The organism is Chitinophaga skermanii (assembly GCF_003259335.1).
Lineage (GTDB): Bacteria > Bacteroidota > Bacteroidia > Chitinophagales > Chitinophagaceae > Chitinophaga > Chitinophaga skermanii.
On record NZ_QLLL01000002.1, the window covers coordinates 772,765 to 791,589 of the forward strand.

The 18,825-nt window shown below is 40.7% G+C and carries 16 protein-coding genes; 4 read left to right on the plus strand and 12 right to left on the minus strand.

The window, feature by feature from the left end; all coding sequences use genetic code 11:
• Both LX64_RS07310 and LX64_RS07315 read right to left on the minus strand, forming a co-directional pair.
• The gene (locus tag LX64_RS07310; RefSeq protein ID WP_148707231.1) at positions 1 to 573 is read right to left on the minus strand and encodes a hypothetical protein; all 573 of its coding nucleotides are present in this window, start codon (positions 571 to 573) and stop codon (positions 1 to 3) included.
• An 11-nt stretch (positions 574 to 584) separates the two neighbouring features.
• Complete coding sequence (locus tag LX64_RS07315; RefSeq protein ID WP_111596944.1) at positions 585 to 1,163, minus strand: hypothetical protein; 579 nt, start codon at positions 1,161 to 1,163, stop codon at positions 585 to 587.
• 371 nt (positions 1,164 to 1,534) lie between these two features.
• Here LX64_RS07315 and LX64_RS25825 point away from each other — a divergent pair, with 371 nt between their 5' ends.
• Entirely contained in the window at positions 1,535 to 1,792 is a 258-nt protein-coding gene (locus LX64_RS25825) for a hypothetical protein (RefSeq protein ID WP_148707232.1), read from the plus strand.
• Between the two features lie 29 nt (positions 1,793 to 1,821).
• Here LX64_RS25825 and LX64_RS07325 read toward each other — a convergent pair whose 3' ends face one another.
• The 8 genes from LX64_RS07325 to LX64_RS07360 form a co-directional block, all read right to left on the minus strand.
• Positions 1,822 to 2,850 carry a threonine aldolase family protein gene (locus LX64_RS07325; protein ID WP_111596946.1) on the minus strand — a complete coding sequence of 343 codons (1,029 nt, stop codon included), beginning with the start codon at positions 2,848 to 2,850 and terminating at the stop codon, positions 1,822 to 1,824.
• A 50-nt stretch (positions 2,851 to 2,900) separates the two neighbouring features.
• Complete coding sequence (locus tag LX64_RS07330) at positions 2,901 to 3,257, minus strand: hypothetical protein (RefSeq protein ID WP_111596947.1); 357 nt, start codon at positions 3,255 to 3,257, stop codon at positions 2,901 to 2,903.
• Between the two features lie 149 nt (positions 3,258 to 3,406).
• The gene (locus LX64_RS07335) at positions 3,407 to 4,183 is read right to left on the minus strand and encodes a sterol desaturase family protein (protein ID WP_211324760.1); all 777 of its coding nucleotides are present in this window, start codon (positions 4,181 to 4,183) and stop codon (positions 3,407 to 3,409) included.
• A 73-nt stretch (positions 4,184 to 4,256) separates the two neighbouring features.
• Positions 4,257 to 5,678, minus strand: a complete 1,422-nt coding sequence (locus LX64_RS07340; RefSeq protein WP_158538566.1) for a RagB/SusD family nutrient uptake outer membrane protein — start codon at positions 5,676 to 5,678, stop codon at positions 4,257 to 4,259.
• A 92-nt stretch (positions 5,679 to 5,770) separates the two neighbouring features.
• On the minus strand, positions 5,771 to 9,133 hold the full coding sequence (locus tag LX64_RS07345; protein ID WP_111596949.1) for a SusC/RagA family TonB-linked outer membrane protein: 3,363 nt from the start codon (positions 9,131 to 9,133) through the stop codon (positions 5,771 to 5,773).
• 28 nt (positions 9,134 to 9,161) lie between these two features.
• The gene (locus LX64_RS07350; protein WP_111596950.1) at positions 9,162 to 10,397 is read right to left on the minus strand and encodes a FecR family protein; all 1,236 of its coding nucleotides are present in this window, start codon (positions 10,395 to 10,397) and stop codon (positions 9,162 to 9,164) included.
• Positions 10,398 to 10,399: 2 nt separating this feature from the next.
• Complete coding sequence (locus LX64_RS07355; protein WP_111596951.1) at positions 10,400 to 12,841, minus strand: zinc-dependent metalloprotease; 2,442 nt, start codon at positions 12,839 to 12,841, stop codon at positions 10,400 to 10,402.
• A 63-nt stretch (positions 12,842 to 12,904) separates the two neighbouring features.
• Positions 12,905 to 13,540, minus strand: coding sequence for a hypothetical protein (locus LX64_RS07360; RefSeq protein ID WP_148707233.1), 636 nt, complete (start codon positions 13,538 to 13,540; stop codon positions 12,905 to 12,907).
• A gap of 185 nt (positions 13,541 to 13,725) precedes the next feature.
• Here LX64_RS07360 and LX64_RS07365 point away from each other — a divergent pair, with 185 nt between their 5' ends.
• Positions 13,726 to 14,322, plus strand: a complete 597-nt coding sequence (locus LX64_RS07365) for an RNA polymerase sigma-70 factor (protein WP_111596953.1) — start codon at positions 13,726 to 13,728, stop codon at positions 14,320 to 14,322.
• A 51-nt stretch (positions 14,323 to 14,373) separates the two neighbouring features.
• Positions 14,374 to 14,853, plus strand: a complete 480-nt coding sequence (locus LX64_RS07370; RefSeq protein WP_111596954.1) for a hypothetical protein — start codon at positions 14,374 to 14,376, stop codon at positions 14,851 to 14,853.
• Here the strand turns inward: LX64_RS07370 and LX64_RS07375 are convergent.
• Positions 14,850 to 15,335 carry a hypothetical protein gene (locus LX64_RS07375; RefSeq protein ID WP_148707234.1) on the minus strand — a complete coding sequence of 162 codons (486 nt, stop codon included), beginning with the start codon at positions 15,333 to 15,335 and terminating at the stop codon, positions 14,850 to 14,852. The genes LX64_RS07370 and LX64_RS07375 overlap by 4 nt on opposite strands.
• Positions 15,336 to 15,514: 179 nt before the next feature.
• On the opposite strand from LX64_RS07375, the gene LX64_RS07380 reads away from it, so the two are divergent.
• Complete coding sequence (locus tag LX64_RS07380) at positions 15,515 to 17,101, plus strand: ABC-F family ATP-binding cassette domain-containing protein (protein ID WP_111596956.1); 1,587 nt, start codon at positions 15,515 to 15,517, stop codon at positions 17,099 to 17,101.
• A gap of 511 nt (positions 17,102 to 17,612) precedes the next feature.
• Here the strand turns inward: LX64_RS07380 and LX64_RS07385 are convergent.
• Positions 17,613 to 18,581 (minus strand): DUF6624 domain-containing protein, encoded by a 969-nt coding sequence (locus LX64_RS07385; protein WP_148707235.1) that lies wholly within the window; start codon positions 18,579 to 18,581, stop codon positions 17,613 to 17,615.
• Positions 18,582 to 18,825: the final 244 nt, after the last annotated feature.

An 18,825-nucleotide genomic window follows, 5' to 3' on the forward strand; every position in this document is an offset into this window, starting at 1 on the left:
TTATACTTGTTCTTTCGGTGGATTGGGTTCTGTGATAATTTGCCATTTATTTTGCATATCGAAATCGTGTGGTTTATTACGACGTCTTTCTTGTATGAGAAACCAGAAAATAATCGGTGGCATAATACAGCCCATACATCCAGCTGTGCGTGGTGGCAGAATGGGATAATAGATCGTTTGAATATCTTTAAAGGCAATGGTTTTGTATTGAAAGCTATCGATTTGCACATACAGCTGTTTGTACAGGTGTGTTTTCTTATCCATCAAAATAGCACCGGCATATCGCCAATTCTTCCCTCCTTGCAGGCTGTTATATTCTACCGTGTCGCCAATTATTAATGGCGCTTGCAAGGTAATACTATCGGTAGTTATGCTGTAAGTTAACCAACGGTTGACATCCTTTTCATTATAGCGTATGGTATCTTTCGAGGTTACAATACCTATATCGTCATTGGGTAATATGCGTACTTTCTTTCTACCTTTTGTAAGGTACATGGTTGTTTGTGCAGCAACAAATTGTACTTCACCCAATAACACGCAGCATATCATTCCAAACAGCAATAATTTCTTCATCGATAAGTACTTTATTTTTTGGCAACAGGAAGTGAATCTTCTACAACTATTTTCCATTGTTTATCACGAATAGGCATACGGCGATAATGCCAACGTTTACGATTGTAGGCAATTAAATATATCGTTACAGGTGGCACCCAGCAATATTGGCAATCCCGATTATCATGCGGCAATAGCACGTATTCGAAACTAGTGATATCTTTTAAGGCGAATGATTGATATGCAAAGCTATCTACTACGAGATATGTACGCCGGTAGGTGGCTCTTCTTTCACCAACCCATTCCCCGTTTACAAAACGGTATGGTGCCGGTAAACCATTACCATTCATTACAATCGTGTCGTGGTATTTAAGGGGACGCTGTAACGTAATACTATCATGCGATACACTGTGGATAAGTGGGCGAAGTGGATTGTCTTTTCCCATGTAATTCAATGTATCTTTGATGGTCGCTATGCCTATTTCATCTTGCAAATAGACGCGCACTTTTTTCTTTTTCTTCACTAGGTACAACGTTGGCTGTGCGGCTGCGATTGTTATTCCCCCCAAAAGGGTGATAAAGAAAGTGATAAAGAAAATGTATGTTTTCACGGTAAAGGAGTGTGTATATTCAAGATAGCAAAAGATATTGTTTTATCAAATATTCGTATGAAGTTTGATGGCAAATAAACTTATCATGCTTTAATTTAATTACATTCGCCCTCCAATATATTTAACGACCAACTCAACCGATGCATCGATTTTTCTTGAATCCCAGCTTTATTCAACGAGCTAGGAAGCGTTTATGGCAGCAATTATTTTTTTTCTATGGATTGATGCTCATTATTTTAGGTAGTTACTACTATGCTTACAAACCCACAATAAGCGAAGTTTTCCAATCTAAAAATCTCTTCTCCCTTATCCTTATCCCATTACTCATCGTTTTCCTTTGTAGCATGGCCCCTAGGCGTGCTGTTAAACGAATGCGAAGAATTAAAGCGTATGTTTTAACCATTAGTGACAATGAAATTATGCTTTCCCTAGGCAAAGAAGGCGAGATTACGATGCATTACTTCGAAGTATCGGAAATATACAAATTCCCTAATGGGGATATCCTGGTAAAAAACGCGAATAACTCTAAAGGCATCCATGTACCTTATTGTATAGAATTACCCAACGAAGTAGAAAGCTTATTAGCCAGCTTTAAACCACTGATTGTTGTTCCGCCGCCTACTAAATAAAAAAAGCATCCCAGGAGGATGCTTCAATTTTATGATTTGTAGGCTTGTACAGCTGCTATAAAACGATCGACTTGCTCGGCCGGCGTTGCCCACGAGGTAATGAGCCTAACAGCGGTATGGGATTCATCTATTTTCTTCCAACTAAAGAACCCAAATTCTTTCGACAACTCGGTGATAAGCGCATTGGGCAAAATAGGGAATATTTGGTTGGTAACAGATGGTGTGAGGAAACCATAACCCAATTCTCTGAACACCTTCGCCATGCGTTGTGCTAACCCGTTGGCATGCTTGGCCAAATCAAACATCAAATCATCTTTCAACAACGCTGCGAATTGCACACCTAAAAGCCTTCCTTTTGCCATTAAGGCTCCACGCTGCTTCATATGGTATTTAAAATCCTTTTTGAGGCTGTCATTGCTAATGATAATGGCTTCGCCCAGCAATGCCCCCACTTTCGTTCCACCGAGGTAGAAAACATCGGTTAAAGCGGCAATATCTGCCAGTTGCAGGTCGTTTCCTTCCGCCATTAATCCCATGGCCATACGTGCACCATCCATGAAAAGCAATAAGTTATTTGCTTTGCAATAGGCGGATAACTCGGCTACTTCGCTTTTTGTATAATGGGTACCTATTTCTGTTGTGTTGGAAATGTACACGATGCGGGGTTTCACGGTATGATATTCCGGGAATTTCTTCAACAAGTGTGCAAAATCTGCGGGGCGTAGTTTACCATCTGGCGTTTTCACGGTTTCAATCTTATGTCCTGTTGCTTCAATGGCACCGGCTTCGTGGTTGTTAATATGTCCTGTTTCTACGGCAATAATAGACTCGAAAGGTTTTAATGCCGACACTAAAACGAGTAAGTTAGCGAGTGTTCCGCCGGCTACCATATGCACATCTACGGGCGTAGCACCACATTTCTCGCGGATATACTGTACGGCTTGCAAGGTGAACTCGTCGTTACCATAACCAGGTTGTTGGGTGAGATTACTGTCAGCTAAAGCGGCTAGAATATTGGGGTGACATCCTTCGCTATAATCATTCGTAAAATTGTACATACCATCATTTTTTAGTGCTGCACAAAATTACAAAGCCGGTATGTAAAATGCTACAAATCTTTTGCCGCATCAAATACTACGCGGATGGGTCCCCGGATATGTTCGTTAAATAAGTATAGATCTTCCGAAGGAATCCAATATTCATCGTGTAATGCACCTCCTACGTTCTCTACCGTGTATTTCTGTAGGAAAATGGCATCTACATCAAACGCGGTAACGAAACCTTGACCGTATGCAGGCACATTCCACTCCAGCGTAATTTGCTTGGCATACTCGAAGTTAGCAACGGGGTAAAAAATAGGTTGATCCGGCAAACGTGGCGGAAACGCTGTGAAGTTGCTGGCAGCGATAAGGGCTAATTCGTGTTGGTTAACGGGGCGGAACAATGTTACTTTCTGTTGTTTCATCTTATTCAATTATTGTGTAAAGATAACACAAAAAGGGCTGTCTTATTTATTAACAAACTATGCAAACAATTATGTGGATCATGTAGTATAAAAAAAACCTTGCAAACAAGCGTTTACAAGGTTTGTATTTGAATTAGGAACTAGCATTACTAGTTGTCAACCTTACCGAATCTCTTCTCTTGAATTTTATCATAGGATGTAACGTATTGGGGATTCTCTGTTCCCATCATACGATCCCATACACGGAAGTAGAGGCCGTAATTGCCTTTGAACTTTGAGTGGTGAAGGTTGTGATAGGTAGAGGTATTTAAAATCTCGAACAAGAATGATTTTCTAAAGTTTTTAGGCATGATTTCATACCCTAAGTGGCCATATACATTAATCAATAGCGACGATAAACTAAACAGCATCACCGACAATGGGTGCATGGGCATCACGAATACCAGTACTAATACTACCCCGCCTTCTGCGAATGCTTCGAGTACATGGAAAGAGTAGGCTGTCCATGGCGAAGGATTGGTAGATTTATGATGAACGAGGTGTGTGAAGTTAAATAGTTTATCGTGGTGAAGGATGCGGTGCATCCAATAGAAGTACGTATCATGTACTACCAACGCTAAAGCTACACTGATGGGAATCCACCATAATGGGTATGCATCCAATTCCATGTAAATAAACGAGTACGGGCGTACAAAATCCGAGAATGCAAAGATCGCAACCGTAGCCAAGATCAAAGACGACATAGAAGAATGTAAGATCTCGCGTGCGAAATCCTTTTTCTTGGCTTGCTTCTCTTGAATTTTGTTCTTGAAAAGCTTTGCAGCCAATAGTTTGTAAAACACGAAAAATGCGATACCTGCGATGATGTAATAACGCAATAATGTTAATACCGCTTCGCTGAATACGTAGGTGAAGAATGTTTTCATAGCAATCATGTTTTTATGTAAAGCCCCGCGCCGTTTGAGATCACGGGGCTGTTAAAATGGCGAAAGGAAAATATTAGTACCCTTTGTTTTGACCGAGGGCTGGGTTGGCTTGCAAATCCTCCTTTGGAATAGGTAGCAACAAGCGGTAATCGACCCAAGGCTGTTTGTAGGTCAATTTCGATAATACACTACTCGCTAAACCACGACGTTTTAAATCGAACCAACGGTGGCCTTGCTCTCCCATAAATTCCACTTGGCGTTCATGCATAATTGCATTGAGCAAAGCTTCTTTTCCGCTGGCTGTTGTATTTTCTAACCCGGCTCTTTTGCGCACAACATTGAGATCGTTGGCAGCAGTAGCATCTCCCAGCTCTGCTTTTGCTTCGGCAGCGATAAGGTATAATTCGGCGGAACGGAAAATTACGAGCGTTTGTGGTTGAGGATAAAAGGTATTAGCTTCAACACCTCTATACTTTTTCAGAAATAAATCACCCACCCCGTTATATGGTGCATCATCTGGTACAGGGAAAGTATCGCACCAATTTACCCTACGTAGATCACCCACCTCAAAAGTATTTATAATGGTTGGGGTGAAAATATTTTTAGGTCGCACAAAACTAGTAAACCCTTCAAAAAAGGTTGGATCTTTATACAAAAAATCCAAAGTAGGATCATAATCAAAAGTATTACCTATAAGTTCCTGGTCCATTAAAACATTACCCGACGCTGTAAGGTAATTGAGTTTTAGACCAAAAATAGTTTCTTTGCTACCTGGCTCGAAGGTATTTTTCAAATCTGGATCTAATGGGAACAAATTGGTATTGATTAATTCTTCCGCCAATTCCTTCGCTTGTTGGAATTTCTTTTGGTACAAATACACCCTTGCTAACAAAGCTTTAGCAACATATTTATTAGCCCGAATACGTTCGCCACCAGAAACATTATAGTTAGCTGGTAGCTGGTTGATAGCCTCTTGTAAGTCGGACTCTATTTGTTGATATACTTTCCCTGGGGTAGAACGCTCTAAGTATTGTATTTCATTTATATTAGAAGTAGTAACAACTGGGATCGGACCGTAAAAGTTCGTCAAATAGAAATGCATCAAGGCCCGCACAAATTTACATTCACCGTTGATCTGTGCACGTGCACTATCCGTAAATAATGTAGAAGTAGAAGCAGCAGCCCCTTCAATTACCGAATTGGCTGTATAGATGATCTTATAGCCAGTATTCCAAATAGGTCCATCTGCTAAGATAGAATTCTGATGATATTGTGATGTGTAGTATGCATAAGCCTCCACATCAACTTGTGCATTCAAATTTTTCAATTCATCCGATAGTAAGCCACCTATATAAGTAGCTCCACCATTCATGATTGATAAACCATTATTCACCATCAACGAATAAACACCTGACAAAGCAGCATAAGCTTTTGTATTATCTGCAAATGCTCTTTCATTCCCGATACTATTGCTCGGTGGATCTATCTCTATCATCTTCTTACATCCTATGATAGGTAATATGCAAGCAAATATTATTAAAACGTTTTTATTAAGATTCATATGATTGCGATAATAAAAATTAAACATTACAAACCCACCGACAATGTAATAGTATATGTGCGTGTTGGCGGCATTGAGCTAACGGTTGCCATATAGTTTACCTCTGGATCAACACCCTGGTAATTCGTAATCAACAACAAATTATTAACGCCCAAACCAAGACTTGCAGTCCTCAATTTAGCTTTCTGTAAATATTTTGATGGCAACATGTAATTCATGCTTAATTGGTTAATTCTAAAGACATTCACTTTTTCATATTGCCCATCTGATAATCTAAACATTGAGCTTATTTCATCAAAATTAGTGGTTGCACGTGGCGCTGTAGCATTTTGACCAGGATGCGTCCAACGATTTCTATACATCTCGTAGGAAACATTGCCTATGCCTCCCATTTGTTGAGAAACAGCGCTATAGGCATTCATTCTCTTAAAATAAAACGAGATGTCCACGCTGATATTTTTATATGATAAGCCGGTATTACCACCTAAATTCAAACGTGGTGTAGGTGTAACCGCTACCACTCGATCATCATCTTTTGTGCCTGCCGGTACACTGTAATTGGTTTTAATAGACCCATCTTTATTAGCATCTAAATATGTGTATTTACCCGTTTGAGGATCGATACCTGTATATTTCAAGACATACACTTCATCAATAGGTTTTCCGATCACATAGCGAGAGTAATAAGGTGATTTCTCTAAACTAGGATAGCTTAACAATTCATTTCTATTATTAGAAGCAGTAAAAGATGTACGCCAATTCCATTTTTTACCTTGGATAATATGTGCACTTAAAGAGGCATTCACACCTGTATTTAATACAGAAGCTGGACTATTGGCTGTATAGCTTGTAAAACCGGTAAAGCTTCCTGTTGGAAAACTAATAAGCTGGTCGTCACTTATCTTGCGATACCATTCGCCATTGAAAGTAAGGCGATCGTTGAAAAAGCCTAGGTTAATACCCAAGTTTAGCATTTTAGAATTTGACCAATGGAATTTATCATTTGCTTGTAAAGAAATTAATAAGGGCATAATATCCCCTTCATAAGAAGCTAAGCCATTTTGCGTAGCCCATTGAATTAAGTATTGGTAATCACCTATACCTTGCTCACCTGTAATACCATAGCTACCATAGAACTTCAATAGCGACATTTCCTTTGGCAATATACCTTTTAACCATTCTTCTTCAGAAGCCACCCAACCTGCACCAATAGCTCCGAAATTGCCATATTGTTTACCTGGACCAAATTTGCTGCTACCATCTCTTCTACCACTCAGATTTAACATGTACTTCATCTCATAGATATACTCCGCACGGAAGAATGTACCTACATACTTATATTGTGATTTTGCTTCTGTTGCTTTAATCGTTGGCGCAAATGATAACGAACCAAGAAAATCATCCGTTAAATAATTCGAACCAGAAGTCAATAACATATTGGACGAAGTAGATTGATACGTACTACCTAATTGTGCGGTTAATAATCCATTCCCAACATTCTTAGAAAATCGTAGACCAGGCTCAACTGTCATGGTAGTATTCTTATTATCAGCTACCATTCTTTGCCCAGTTCGCTGGTTGGTGGAAGGGTCGAGGGAAGAAATAGGTACTATTTTCACCGTAGAACCTGTATTACGACTATAAGTGACGGCCACATTTCCTGTTAAGTAATCTGTAAATTGGTATTCTGCGTTAAAAGAACCGTTCACTGACATTGATTTCCTATCAATAGGTTGCTTCAGACTCATAAGCGACAGCCCCATTGCTTGCACTGCATTCAGCTCTGCAAAGTTGATTTCTCCATTTTCTTTAAACAAACTCGGCGCATTGGGTACAAAGTTGGTAAGGTCCATCAAATTCGCCTGGTTATCCTTTGTAAAATTCAAAGTAAGACTTCCCATTACGCGAAACTTCTTGTTCTTACTATTGGAATTCACACTCATATTAAAACCTCCCGACTGCTGATCACCAGACAATGATGTAATACTTTTCGTTTTCGTGTAATTCCCCGATAACGAATACGTATTTTGGTCCGTACCACCACTATAGTTTGCATTTACTTTTTGGTAAGATCCTTGACCTCCATACAAGTATTTTTGCCAATTGGTGTAACGCGTTGTATCCCATATCAACAAATCGCCTGCATAGCCAGGTGATCCTTTTTGTAGTGAGGGTGTTAATCCATCATTCGCAAATGCCTCTCTTCTCAGGTTTAAATAATCAGTCGTATTCAGTACATCATAAAACTTTGAAATAGTCGTAATACCTGCAGTATAACCTATTGTTAAATTATTCCGACCGGCTTTCGCACGTTTTGTATTGATAATGATAACACCATTCGCACCCCTACTTCCGTAAATCGCGGTGGCATCTGCATCTTTCAAAACACTAATAGACTCAATATCGCTCACATTCACACCGAATAGAGGACTCATACCATTCGTAAGGCCAGACTGGTCGAACCCACGAGAAACAGCATTTATTTGGCTAAAACTGTTTACTGTACTATTAGCTGGGGTTAATTCTAATACCGTAATTGGAATACCATCAATAATAATCAATGGATCTGCCGGCATGGATGAATTTAGTGATCCTCTACCGCGGATTTCTATCTTAATAGGATCGGAAGGGTTGGCGCTTACCTGTGAAATAGTCATGCCTGGTACTTTACCTTGCAATGCCAACAATGGGTTCATTACTGGAAACTGCTCAATTTCCTTGCCTTGTACCGTGGTAATACTACCTGTGCTATAACGCTGCGATGTTTTGCCATAACCACGTATTTGTACTTGATCGAGTTGGTTCTGGCTGGGTTCGAGCACCATAATAATAACCCCACCGGCTGCTCTTGTTTTTTTAGGTGTATACCCTATATATGAAAACACTACCTCTTCATCTAAAGCCACCCCCTTCATTTCAAACTGCCCCTTTTCATTCGTTAGCGCCATCCGCTTTGTTTTCGTCGACATCACAGATGCACCTGGTAATGGCTCATCTTTTTCTCCTACTACAATACCTTTAAGGATAATAGTGTCTTGCATATCTGCAATACCAGCCGATTTGGAAGTTGCCTTTTTCGTATTCACAGATACTACTTTATCGATTACTTCATATTGGTAAGGCAAGCCCTTAAATATCTTGGTTAAAGCCGATTGAACCGGCTCATTCTTTAAATCAACTGTTACCGGTGTATTCACTTCTTTTAAATCCTTCGCATACACGAAGTAGTAGCCTGTTTGTTTTTCAACTTCTTTACAAACTTTTACGAGCGATGTGTTTTGCACCGATAGGCTCACACGCTGCGCAAACGCGATCGTTTGCGCAAAGCATAAACCAATCAGTAGAGCACAAGGCTTACTAACAAAACGAAATATTTTTTCAAGACGCATTCTATAAGCTGTTTAGATTAGGTTTTAATTACAACGGTTTCACTGTGACCGTTTTTCCTACAATACTAAATTGAACCCATCCCGTGGATTCAAGGATTTTCAAAACATCGGATAATTTCATGCTGCGAGGAATGGTTCCTTCAAACTGTTGCGCAATGTCGCCATCAAACACAACATCAACATCATACACACGCGAAATCTCGCGCATTATTTCTTGGATAGAAGCATCGTGGTATATAAACAAACCGTTTTTCCAAGCAAGTACCGACTCTATATTGGCTACTTGTACTTGCATGGGTTGACGGTTATGTACCATCGCTTGTTGACCCGGCAATAGTATCTCCCGGTCGTTCTTATTTTGTACACTTACTTTACCATTCACAAGCGTGGCCGTACGAAGTGGCTCGTCGCTATATGCTTGGATATTGAATGCTGTACCCAACACGCGTACTTCCAAAGGTTCGCGTTTGGTATCTATTGTTCTAACTGTGAATGGTTGTTGCGCATTCTTTGCAACGTCGAAATAGGCTTCACCACTTAACTCTACAACTCTTTCCTTACCAATAAACGCTGTAGGATATTTCAAGGATGAAGCCGCATTCAACCAAACTTTTGTTCCATCGGGCAGTACTACATCAAACTTCCCGCCGCGTGGTGTTATTATTTTATGGTAGGTTACATCCGCCTCGCTTTGGGCAAGGGTATTCTCATAGGATATGGTTTCATCATCTTGTTTGAAAATATTGGCATCTTGGAACTGGTCGATTTTACCTTTCTTCGTGCTATTTAAATCAATCACGCTACCATCGGCGAGTTCCAACGTGGCTTTATTTCCGGCCGGTAACGCATCACCACCGTAACGCGCTACCGTAGAAACTCCTGGGGTTGTGTTTTGCTTATGATTGAAGAAGATAATCGACGTACTTACAACGAACGCCAGCAACGCAGCTGCTGCCGTCCATCGTAACCACAACCTGCGAACAGGCACGGTACGTGTTTCCAACATGCCAATACGTTTCCATACATCATCCAATGCGGCTGTTTCATCAAACTTGTGCATGGTTTGCAAACCGGCTTCCAATTGCGGCATGGTGCACGCATCGGTATAGAAATCGCGGCTAGCAGGTGGTTGCGTTTGCAACCAAGCTTCTAGTTCGGCTGTTTCTTCTTCGGTTATAACTCCTTGCACCCGGCGTAGTAGCAATTCCGCTATATAGGCCGATGTTTCGAATGAATCCCCGTTATGATTGGATGATGTAGGCATGGTTAGTTTTTGTTTAATGCATCAATTTTTGCTACCAACGATTCTAAGTGCGCTTTTGTAGATGCATCACCTGTACGTGGAATGGCGTTCTTGATTATAGAATAAATACGTTTGCTTTCACCGTAGGAAATGCTCGCTGCTTCAGTTTCAGCAATTTCTGGTTTAATATTTTTGATAGTCGTATACAAAGCACCGATATAAGCTTTCTGTAATGCACGTTGCTCTGATGCCACTTTCACACTGCCGCTATTCAAATCACCCCAAATCACAACACGCAATTTCTCCAAGTACTCGTCAACAGAAATAGCTTTGCTACCATAACGGCTATATAAATTCGCTACTACGTTCAATGAACCTGCATCCAAAGCCGAATTCAATACTTTTACTTGTAATGCACGTACATCGTCTTGTTCGCCAATAACCAATACTTGGTCTTGTACAGCCGGTGCTGCTAACCATGTAGGTGTAGTAAATACTTCCTTATTGATCCAATCCAATGAAGCTAATTGTGTTTCTTTCGAAACAGGGGTCATCACTGGGCGCGTGTCTTCGTTTGTACGTACATCGTATTGTACAGCACCTACATAACGGAATACATGGTTTACATAACGATTGTACTGACCAATTACTTGTTTATACATGCGACGGTATACTTCACGTTGACCATTTTCTTCCATCGTCCATTTAGGCAAGTTCTGTACAACAATTTTTAAATTATTGATACCGTAAGTACTTGCTTTCGCTGCATTATCACTCAAATCTTCTGTTTGACAACGAGGGTCGAATTTCGTCATCTCACCATCACCCCACCATAAGCGGTCGTTCTCGGCCAAACGTTTCGTCACCAATCTGCGCATGATTACCTTATCTTCTTCTTCGTCTTTTGCGAAAGTATTTTTATAACCGAACTCAATCGCCCATTCGTCGTAATCGTTAATACGTGGGAACAATAAAGCTTGCGGGATTTTATCACTAGGCTGCGCTACGTAGTTGAAACGTGCATAGTCCATAATACTAGCGGTATGACCATATTTCGTTAAGTAAGAAATGCTACGTAAGCTATCTACCGGTGTTTTGCTGCTGCTACCGAAGTTGTGCAACAAACCAAGGGTATGCCCAATTTCGTGGCTAGATACAAAACGAATCAATTGGCCCATCAACTCCTCATTAAACACGGCATAACGTGCTTCTGGATCGTTAGGACCCGCTTGCAATTGGTACCAGTCGTGTACTAACGTCATTACGTTGTGGTACCAACCGATATGTGATTGAATAATTTCACCACTGCGAGGATCGTGTACATTCGGACCGTAAGCATTCGGGATTTCGGAAGCGAAGTAGTTGATAAAGCTATAACGTACATCATCCATGTGCATAGATGTATCGTTTTCAGGCCATTCTTTGGCACTAATTGCATTTTTGAAACCTGCTTTTTCGAAAGCTTTCTGCCAATCGTTTACACCCGCGATCAAGTATTTGCGCCATTGTTTCGGCGTAGCTGGATCGATGTAGTATAAAATAGGATTCGCCGGTTCCACTAATTCGCCACGTTTGTATTTTTCTACGTCTTGTGGTTTAGGTTCTAATTTCCAACGTGTGATATAGGATTGTTTTTCTGCTGCTTGTTGTTTATCAGAGAATTTTACAAGATCATCATAGAAGAAACCAACACGTTGATCACGTACCCTACGTTGCATAGGTTTTTCAGGCAACAATACGAAAGAAGAACTGGTTTCAACAGTTAATGGCTTATTACCATTTACCTTAGCATTACCATTTTTAATGGTTCCAATTTCGATGTTATTAGGATATGTACGAATGTACGTAACATCGTTATCCTTCATCATTTTACCGTCAAACGATTTATTGGTAGGTGCCGTAGCATTGATGATACTCTGCGGGTCTTTTAAAAACTTAGTTGCATCTACTACATAGCTATTGGAATCTTTGCCATATGCTTTAATCGGGAAGGTGGCCAAAATGGGGTTACCATTCGATATTTGCACAGCGCGGAAAATGTCATTATCTGGGTTAGCAACGCTAATCACCATATTATAACGCATCACAATATTCTCACCTTTACCTTTCTCGAAGTAAATCATTTGATTATTTACTTCCTCACCGGCATAAGCTTCTAACCCACCACCAATAGAAAGAAGGCGATTCACAACAAGGATGTCGCGGTTCAGTAAGTTCTTACCGATTTCAAAATATACACTATCGAACTCTGGCGTGGTATGCACTGTAATTAAACCTTCTTTGGTTTGCATACTTTTTACCACCACATTGTTATATGGTTTTACACCGGCTTTGCTATAAGGTACAGCAGGTGCTGCCGGTGCTGCAGCTACAGTCGGCGCGGTTGTTTTCTTTGATTTCTTACCACTGAAAACAGCACATGATGCCATCATCGTTACCAGTGGAATATAAGCGTAACGTTTCATTACAGGTGAATGATTTTGGTAATAAATAGCAGGGGAAATTGACGTTGGACTGAAAATGGTTGACTATTGAAAGCAAGAGCGAGTCTTTGCTGCCTCTAAAGTCGGTCGCGATGAGAAGTGCATAGTTGGCATAATAGATATGGCTGTTTCGTCGAGGAATGCTGCTTCTTGCAACTTCTCTTCTAACGTTTTCTCCAATAAAGCACGCATCGCTTGGGCCCTATCGATGGAAGCATCGTCCCAAACAAGTACGAGCGGGATTTGGTTATCTCCGGCTTCGATCTTGAAGGTGGCCTGTTCACTATTCGTTCCCGCGGTTCGGAAATCTAGTACCATACCTGTATGCTCCTTTGCTACCGTGCGCAGGATAATACCTTGTACAGGACTGCATTTCTCGATGTAGTTGTACGCTAGGGAATCGTAAGAATTACCTGGTAATGAAATGAAAGCAAATGGTTGATTGGTTCCATTAGAAGGCAAATCTATAAAATGCACATCAAATGCAAAATCTCCAAGCAATCCTTCCGTTCCATTCATATCCTTATTACCAGGAATATGACTAGGTAGCTTGGCCCTTTTTGGCATTTCTCGTCCACCCGGCGATTCATCACGTTCATGCTCGCCACAGGAGGTTACGATAACCATCAGTACCAATGCCATGGCCATTTTCGTAAGTAGTCGACTCTTTATTTGTAGCATATGGATCGGTTATGAAATAATTGTTTATCGTATGTAGAACACGGTGAGGAAGTATTCGAACTAGTCATTTTAAAAAAATATTTTTTTTGCCACTCAACGGGAAACTATTTGCAGAATTCTCACATATTATTTACTATTGCCACTACTTACATCCAAACGTTTCCCGTAAACCAAGTCTATCCGCTATGTCAATTGATCTCTCAGAAGATCTTATTCCTGCGTTCCAGCAAGGGGAACCAAGTGCGTTTAATGCTTTCTTTGTAGAGCATTACAAGCCCCTGTGTTTCTTTGCTACCCAATTACTCGCCAATACCGGCGAGGCGGAAGACATTGTAAAAGACGCCTTCGTGAAACTCTGGCACAAGAAAGCCGACTTCGACCATCCTAAAAGCATTAAAAGTTTCCTTTATACCACTACCCGTAACGCTTGCCTGAACTACTTACGACATTTAAAAGTGCACGACCATTTCCAAGCGGAAATGCAATATCTCGACGAAAACAAGCGCGACGAATTGGTACTACAACAAATGATTCGTACAGAATTGATGGCCTCGATTTATAAAGCAATAGAAGCACTCCCGGAAAAACGGCAGCAAGTATTTAAGATGGTGTATATGGAAGGATTGAAATTGGACGAAATCGCCGAGAAATTGGGTATTTCAGTATTCACTGTAAAAGAACATAAAGCGAAAGCCTTGGCACAATTGCGTTTGCAATTCACCGATACCCAGTTAGCCCTCTTCTTTATCTTCGGTGCCAGCCTACTAGGTCTTAAGAAATAATGCCCCGGCATTTACCGGCAAAACTGTAATTTACAGCCCATTGAACGACAGATGGAAAATCAATTACCGGTTAACAAACAACAGCTCGATTTAAAATTAATCTTCATTAGTGTTATTGCCTGCTTTGTATATATCATTGGAGCTAGCTACGCATTGGAATATTTCAACATCAATACGGGAGGAAGTGCACCGCCACCCGAAAAGCTACAATTCATTTTATACTTCGTATTATTAAACCCTTTATTGGGTACACTTATCGTACAACGATTCGTATACAGTATTTTACTATTTGCCTACGGGCAAAGCGCTTATTTCAAGCACATTTACATTATCATTTCGGCTGTATTATATGCATTACTGAGTAGTGGGAACACCGTTGCCATTGCGTTATTATACTTACCCGGGATTGTACTCAGTTTCTCTTATTACAAAGCCAAAATGGAAAACCGCCCGGCCTTTTGGACTACCTTTTCTATTCAAGCCCTACTTAACTTAGCCATTGGCTTTTTCGACTATTACATGGCTGCTTAATGTTTGCCATGTAAAGTCAACTCATCATGTACAACATGGAAAACATCCGTTGCAAACTGTGGTAATTGGTCTTTTATACTGTTCAATAATTGAATAGTATCAAATGCCGGGGCCTTATTATCAACTACTACCAAAACAGTGCTGGTGGTATCTTTATCTATATGAAAGTAACAAACATTCACTCTTTTAATAGGTGCTTGGTAGTTACCCGTTAAAGGTTTATACAAACCCTCTTGCAAACGATCTTCACCTTGTTCGTTGGTTAACCATGGCCCATTGGGTACGCCATCAATAAAGCTAACCGCCAATTTAATACCCCCATTCGCTAAGTTCGAAACGGCCATTCCTGTAAAAGGTCGGCCATGGTTCAACTTGTTATAATATAGCTGTTTACGTACCTCGATTTGTTCGAAGTTTGTAGTTTGTTCGTTGCAGCCTAAACATAGTATAGTGGCGACTATTGGCAATATAATTCGATACATGTAGGGGATGATTTGGTTGATCTTATGAAAATAAATATATAAAAACTCCGAATTCTTTTTACCTTTGCCTTGCAAAACAAAATTTTTCCTACCGCTATGTGAGATATAATTTCTTTCCAAAAATGATGTAAACAAACCCATCCCAAGGGTTATTATTTATTTTTCTAAAGGAAGAAGTTATGCTTACGCTCCAAAGCGTTACGTACGCGCATCCCAATAAGGATGTTCTTTTCAGCGATCTTACAATCACGATCAACAAACAAGATAAAATTGCACTTGTCGGCAATAATGGCGCCGGTAAATCTACTTTGCTCAATATTATGGCCGGTAACTTACACCCGCTTAGCGGAACGGTAACAGCGAGCAGTACCCCTTACTATGTGCCGCAAATCTTTGGCCAGTATAACCACCTTAGTATCGCCGAGGCATTAAAAGTGGATAAGAAACTTAGTGCATTACATGCCATCATGGAAGGTGATGTTTCCCCGGGTTTATATGATGATTTGAATGATGATTGGGGGATTGAAGAAAGATGCCAAGCCGCTTTGATGCATTGGGATTTGGCCGGTATCGACCTTCAACAACCTTTACAACAACTAAGTGGTGGCCAGAAAACGAAGGTTTTCTTAGCAGGCATTGATATTCACCAACCGGAGATCGTACTGATGGACGAGCCTAGTAACCATTTGGATGCTAGTAGCCGGGCTATCTTGTACGATTATATCCAATTTGCAAAACAAACATTGGTAGTGGTTAGTCACGACCGGGTATTGCTACAGCTACTTAACACCGTTTGCGAACTTAGCAAAAATGGCATTACCACGTACGGGGGCAACTATACCTTCTACCAATCACAGAAAGCCATCGCTGCAGAAGCCTTGGAAAACGATGTGCGTAGTGCAGAAAAAGCTTTCCGCAAAGCCAAAGAAACTGAGCGCGAAGCCATGGAACGCCAAGCGAAATTGGATGCCCGGGGTAAAAAGAAGCAAGAGAAGGCCGGTTTACCAACTATTTCCATGAATACCTTCCGGAATAGTGCCGAAAAAAGCACGGCCCGTATGAAAGGTGTGCATGCTGACAAAATCGACAATATCAGGCAAGATTTACAGGATTTACGTAAAGAATTACCGGCACTCGATACCATGAAAATGGGCTTCGACCAGTCGCAATTACATAAAGGCAAGATTTTATTCCATGCCACGAACATCAACTTTACCTACAATGCAGGGAAGGTGTGGAAGCAGGATTTGAGTTTCATCTTGAAAAGTGGGCAAAGGGTTGCGATAAAGGGCAACAACGGCTCCGGCAAAACGACCCTCATTAAGGTACTTTTAGGCCAATTGGCTCCTACAAGCGGGCAATTAACCCGTGCCGCGTTCTCGGCCATTTACATTGATCAAGACTATGCCTTAATCAATAATTCGCTCACTGTTTACCAACAAGCCCAACAATTCAATCCCGGCGCGCTACAAGAACATGAAATCAAAACGAAACTAACGCGCTTCTTATTCTTACAGCCCGATTGGGATAAACCTTGCAGTGCATTAAGTGGTGGTGAAAAGATGCGCCTCGTACTTTGTTGCCTAACAATCAACAACAAAGCCTTGGATATGATTATCCTCGATGAACCAACGAATAACTTGGATATCCAAAACATTGAGATCCTGACAGCTGCGATCAATGAATACGAGGGTACGCTCATTGTGGTATCCCACGATCAGCAGTTTCTAGCCGATGTAGGGATCGAAGAGGAGATATTGTTGTAGTAAACACGGCTTGGGCATGGTTCCAATGGCTGTTTGGGGTTTATATAGCTATATTGCATATCATAAACTATTCGTCAACAGGTACTTATTTGCCTATTGGGTACCTGTAGCTTACCTTATACCTCCCTATAGCAATAAAGCAAGTGCCAAGTGATCGACAAGTAATTTCCATGTGATTTCTCTATCGTTCCATGTAACTTCCATGTAATTTCCATGTAATTCCATGTGATTACATCGTGTTTACATGCTTTTAGATATATAATAGCAGCTTTGTAGGAGCTTATTCATATAGAATACCCTTGTAGGATAATATAAGGGTAGCTGAGCGGCTGTTTGTTCGCATAAAGCGCTTGGGAGAAGATTATATTTTAGATAGTAGATACTATAAATGAATAAGTTACATTGAAGCAGCTTCACAACCTCAATGTAACTTATTGAATATGATGAATTTACTCACTAACGGCTTGCATATGCATCTTTAGCTCCCACGCAGCGATAACTTCCTTTACTATTACCGATTGTTCACCTTATTCATTTGGTCTAAATAATCCTTCATGGGCATAAGGCCAACTTTTGCACGGCGGGCATCGAGCAACTCGGGATTTTCGACGGTATAAGGTTCCATAATGATTTTAGAGGTACCATCTGCTTGTTTTTCTTGGCGGTACTTCATTTGGGTGCCATATACTTGTGGGCGATTGGTGTTCTTACGAACGCGGTCGGTTAGATAGGCAAGATCTTTCCCGCTGGCTTCTTTCTTTGCGACAGCTTTTTCCAGTTCTACGAGGTAGGCTTCTTGGAAGGCTACATCGCGGTCGCCATGTTGTACCATTACCCACATATAGTGGGTGGCATCGGTACCTATATCTTTGTTCCATAGGTAGCCATAGCGGGGGAAGAAGTAGTATTTAAAGTAGCTAACTGATGAGTCGAACGTTTCTAATTGGCGTTTTGTGACCTCTTCTTGTGTGAATTCCGGGTAAGCATTATCGTACTGGGCTTTAAATGCTGTAATACGTTGGTAATATTGATCGAGCTCGTACATTTCGAAGATACGCCATACGAGATCGGGATACTTGATGTTGTTCTTAGTAACATATGTATTGTAGTTCTGTGTGAACTTTAGATCGAGACGCACTAGCACTTCGTATGGTAGCGATTTGTAGTTGCTGATTTGTACGGTTTTAAAGAACCCCGTATCCATCATTTGGCTGATCTTTGCACTGGCCAAAGCATATTCCTTGGCATCAATTAAGCTCATAATTTGATTACACCTAGCTTCTTCGCTGGGTGATATTGTTAGGATGGAATCGTAATAACGAACACTTGTTTTGTAATCCTTCGCAAAATGGGCAGCGTCGCCTTTTTGTTGCCAAGTTTGCACTTGGGGATTGTTATCATAGAAAAGTAGACGTTGTGCTTGCGAGGATACTGATAATAGTACGCTCATTATAGTGAGTCCTAGTAGTTTGTAAAGCATCTATAGTTGGTTTTTTCTTTTTTGATTGTCAACATGATCACTTACTTCTTCAGCTTATTTCGCTGTCTTTTTAAGGACTACATATTGTTGACGATAGCAAATAAACGCATAGGCGTAGAAACGATATATGCCATCAAATATAATCTACACCCGCCGTATTTTCTACATACGATCGTGCTATAGATAAGTTAACAAACTAAAAATAAGGGAAGGGAAAGCATGACAAGAAGGATTTGGCAGGAAT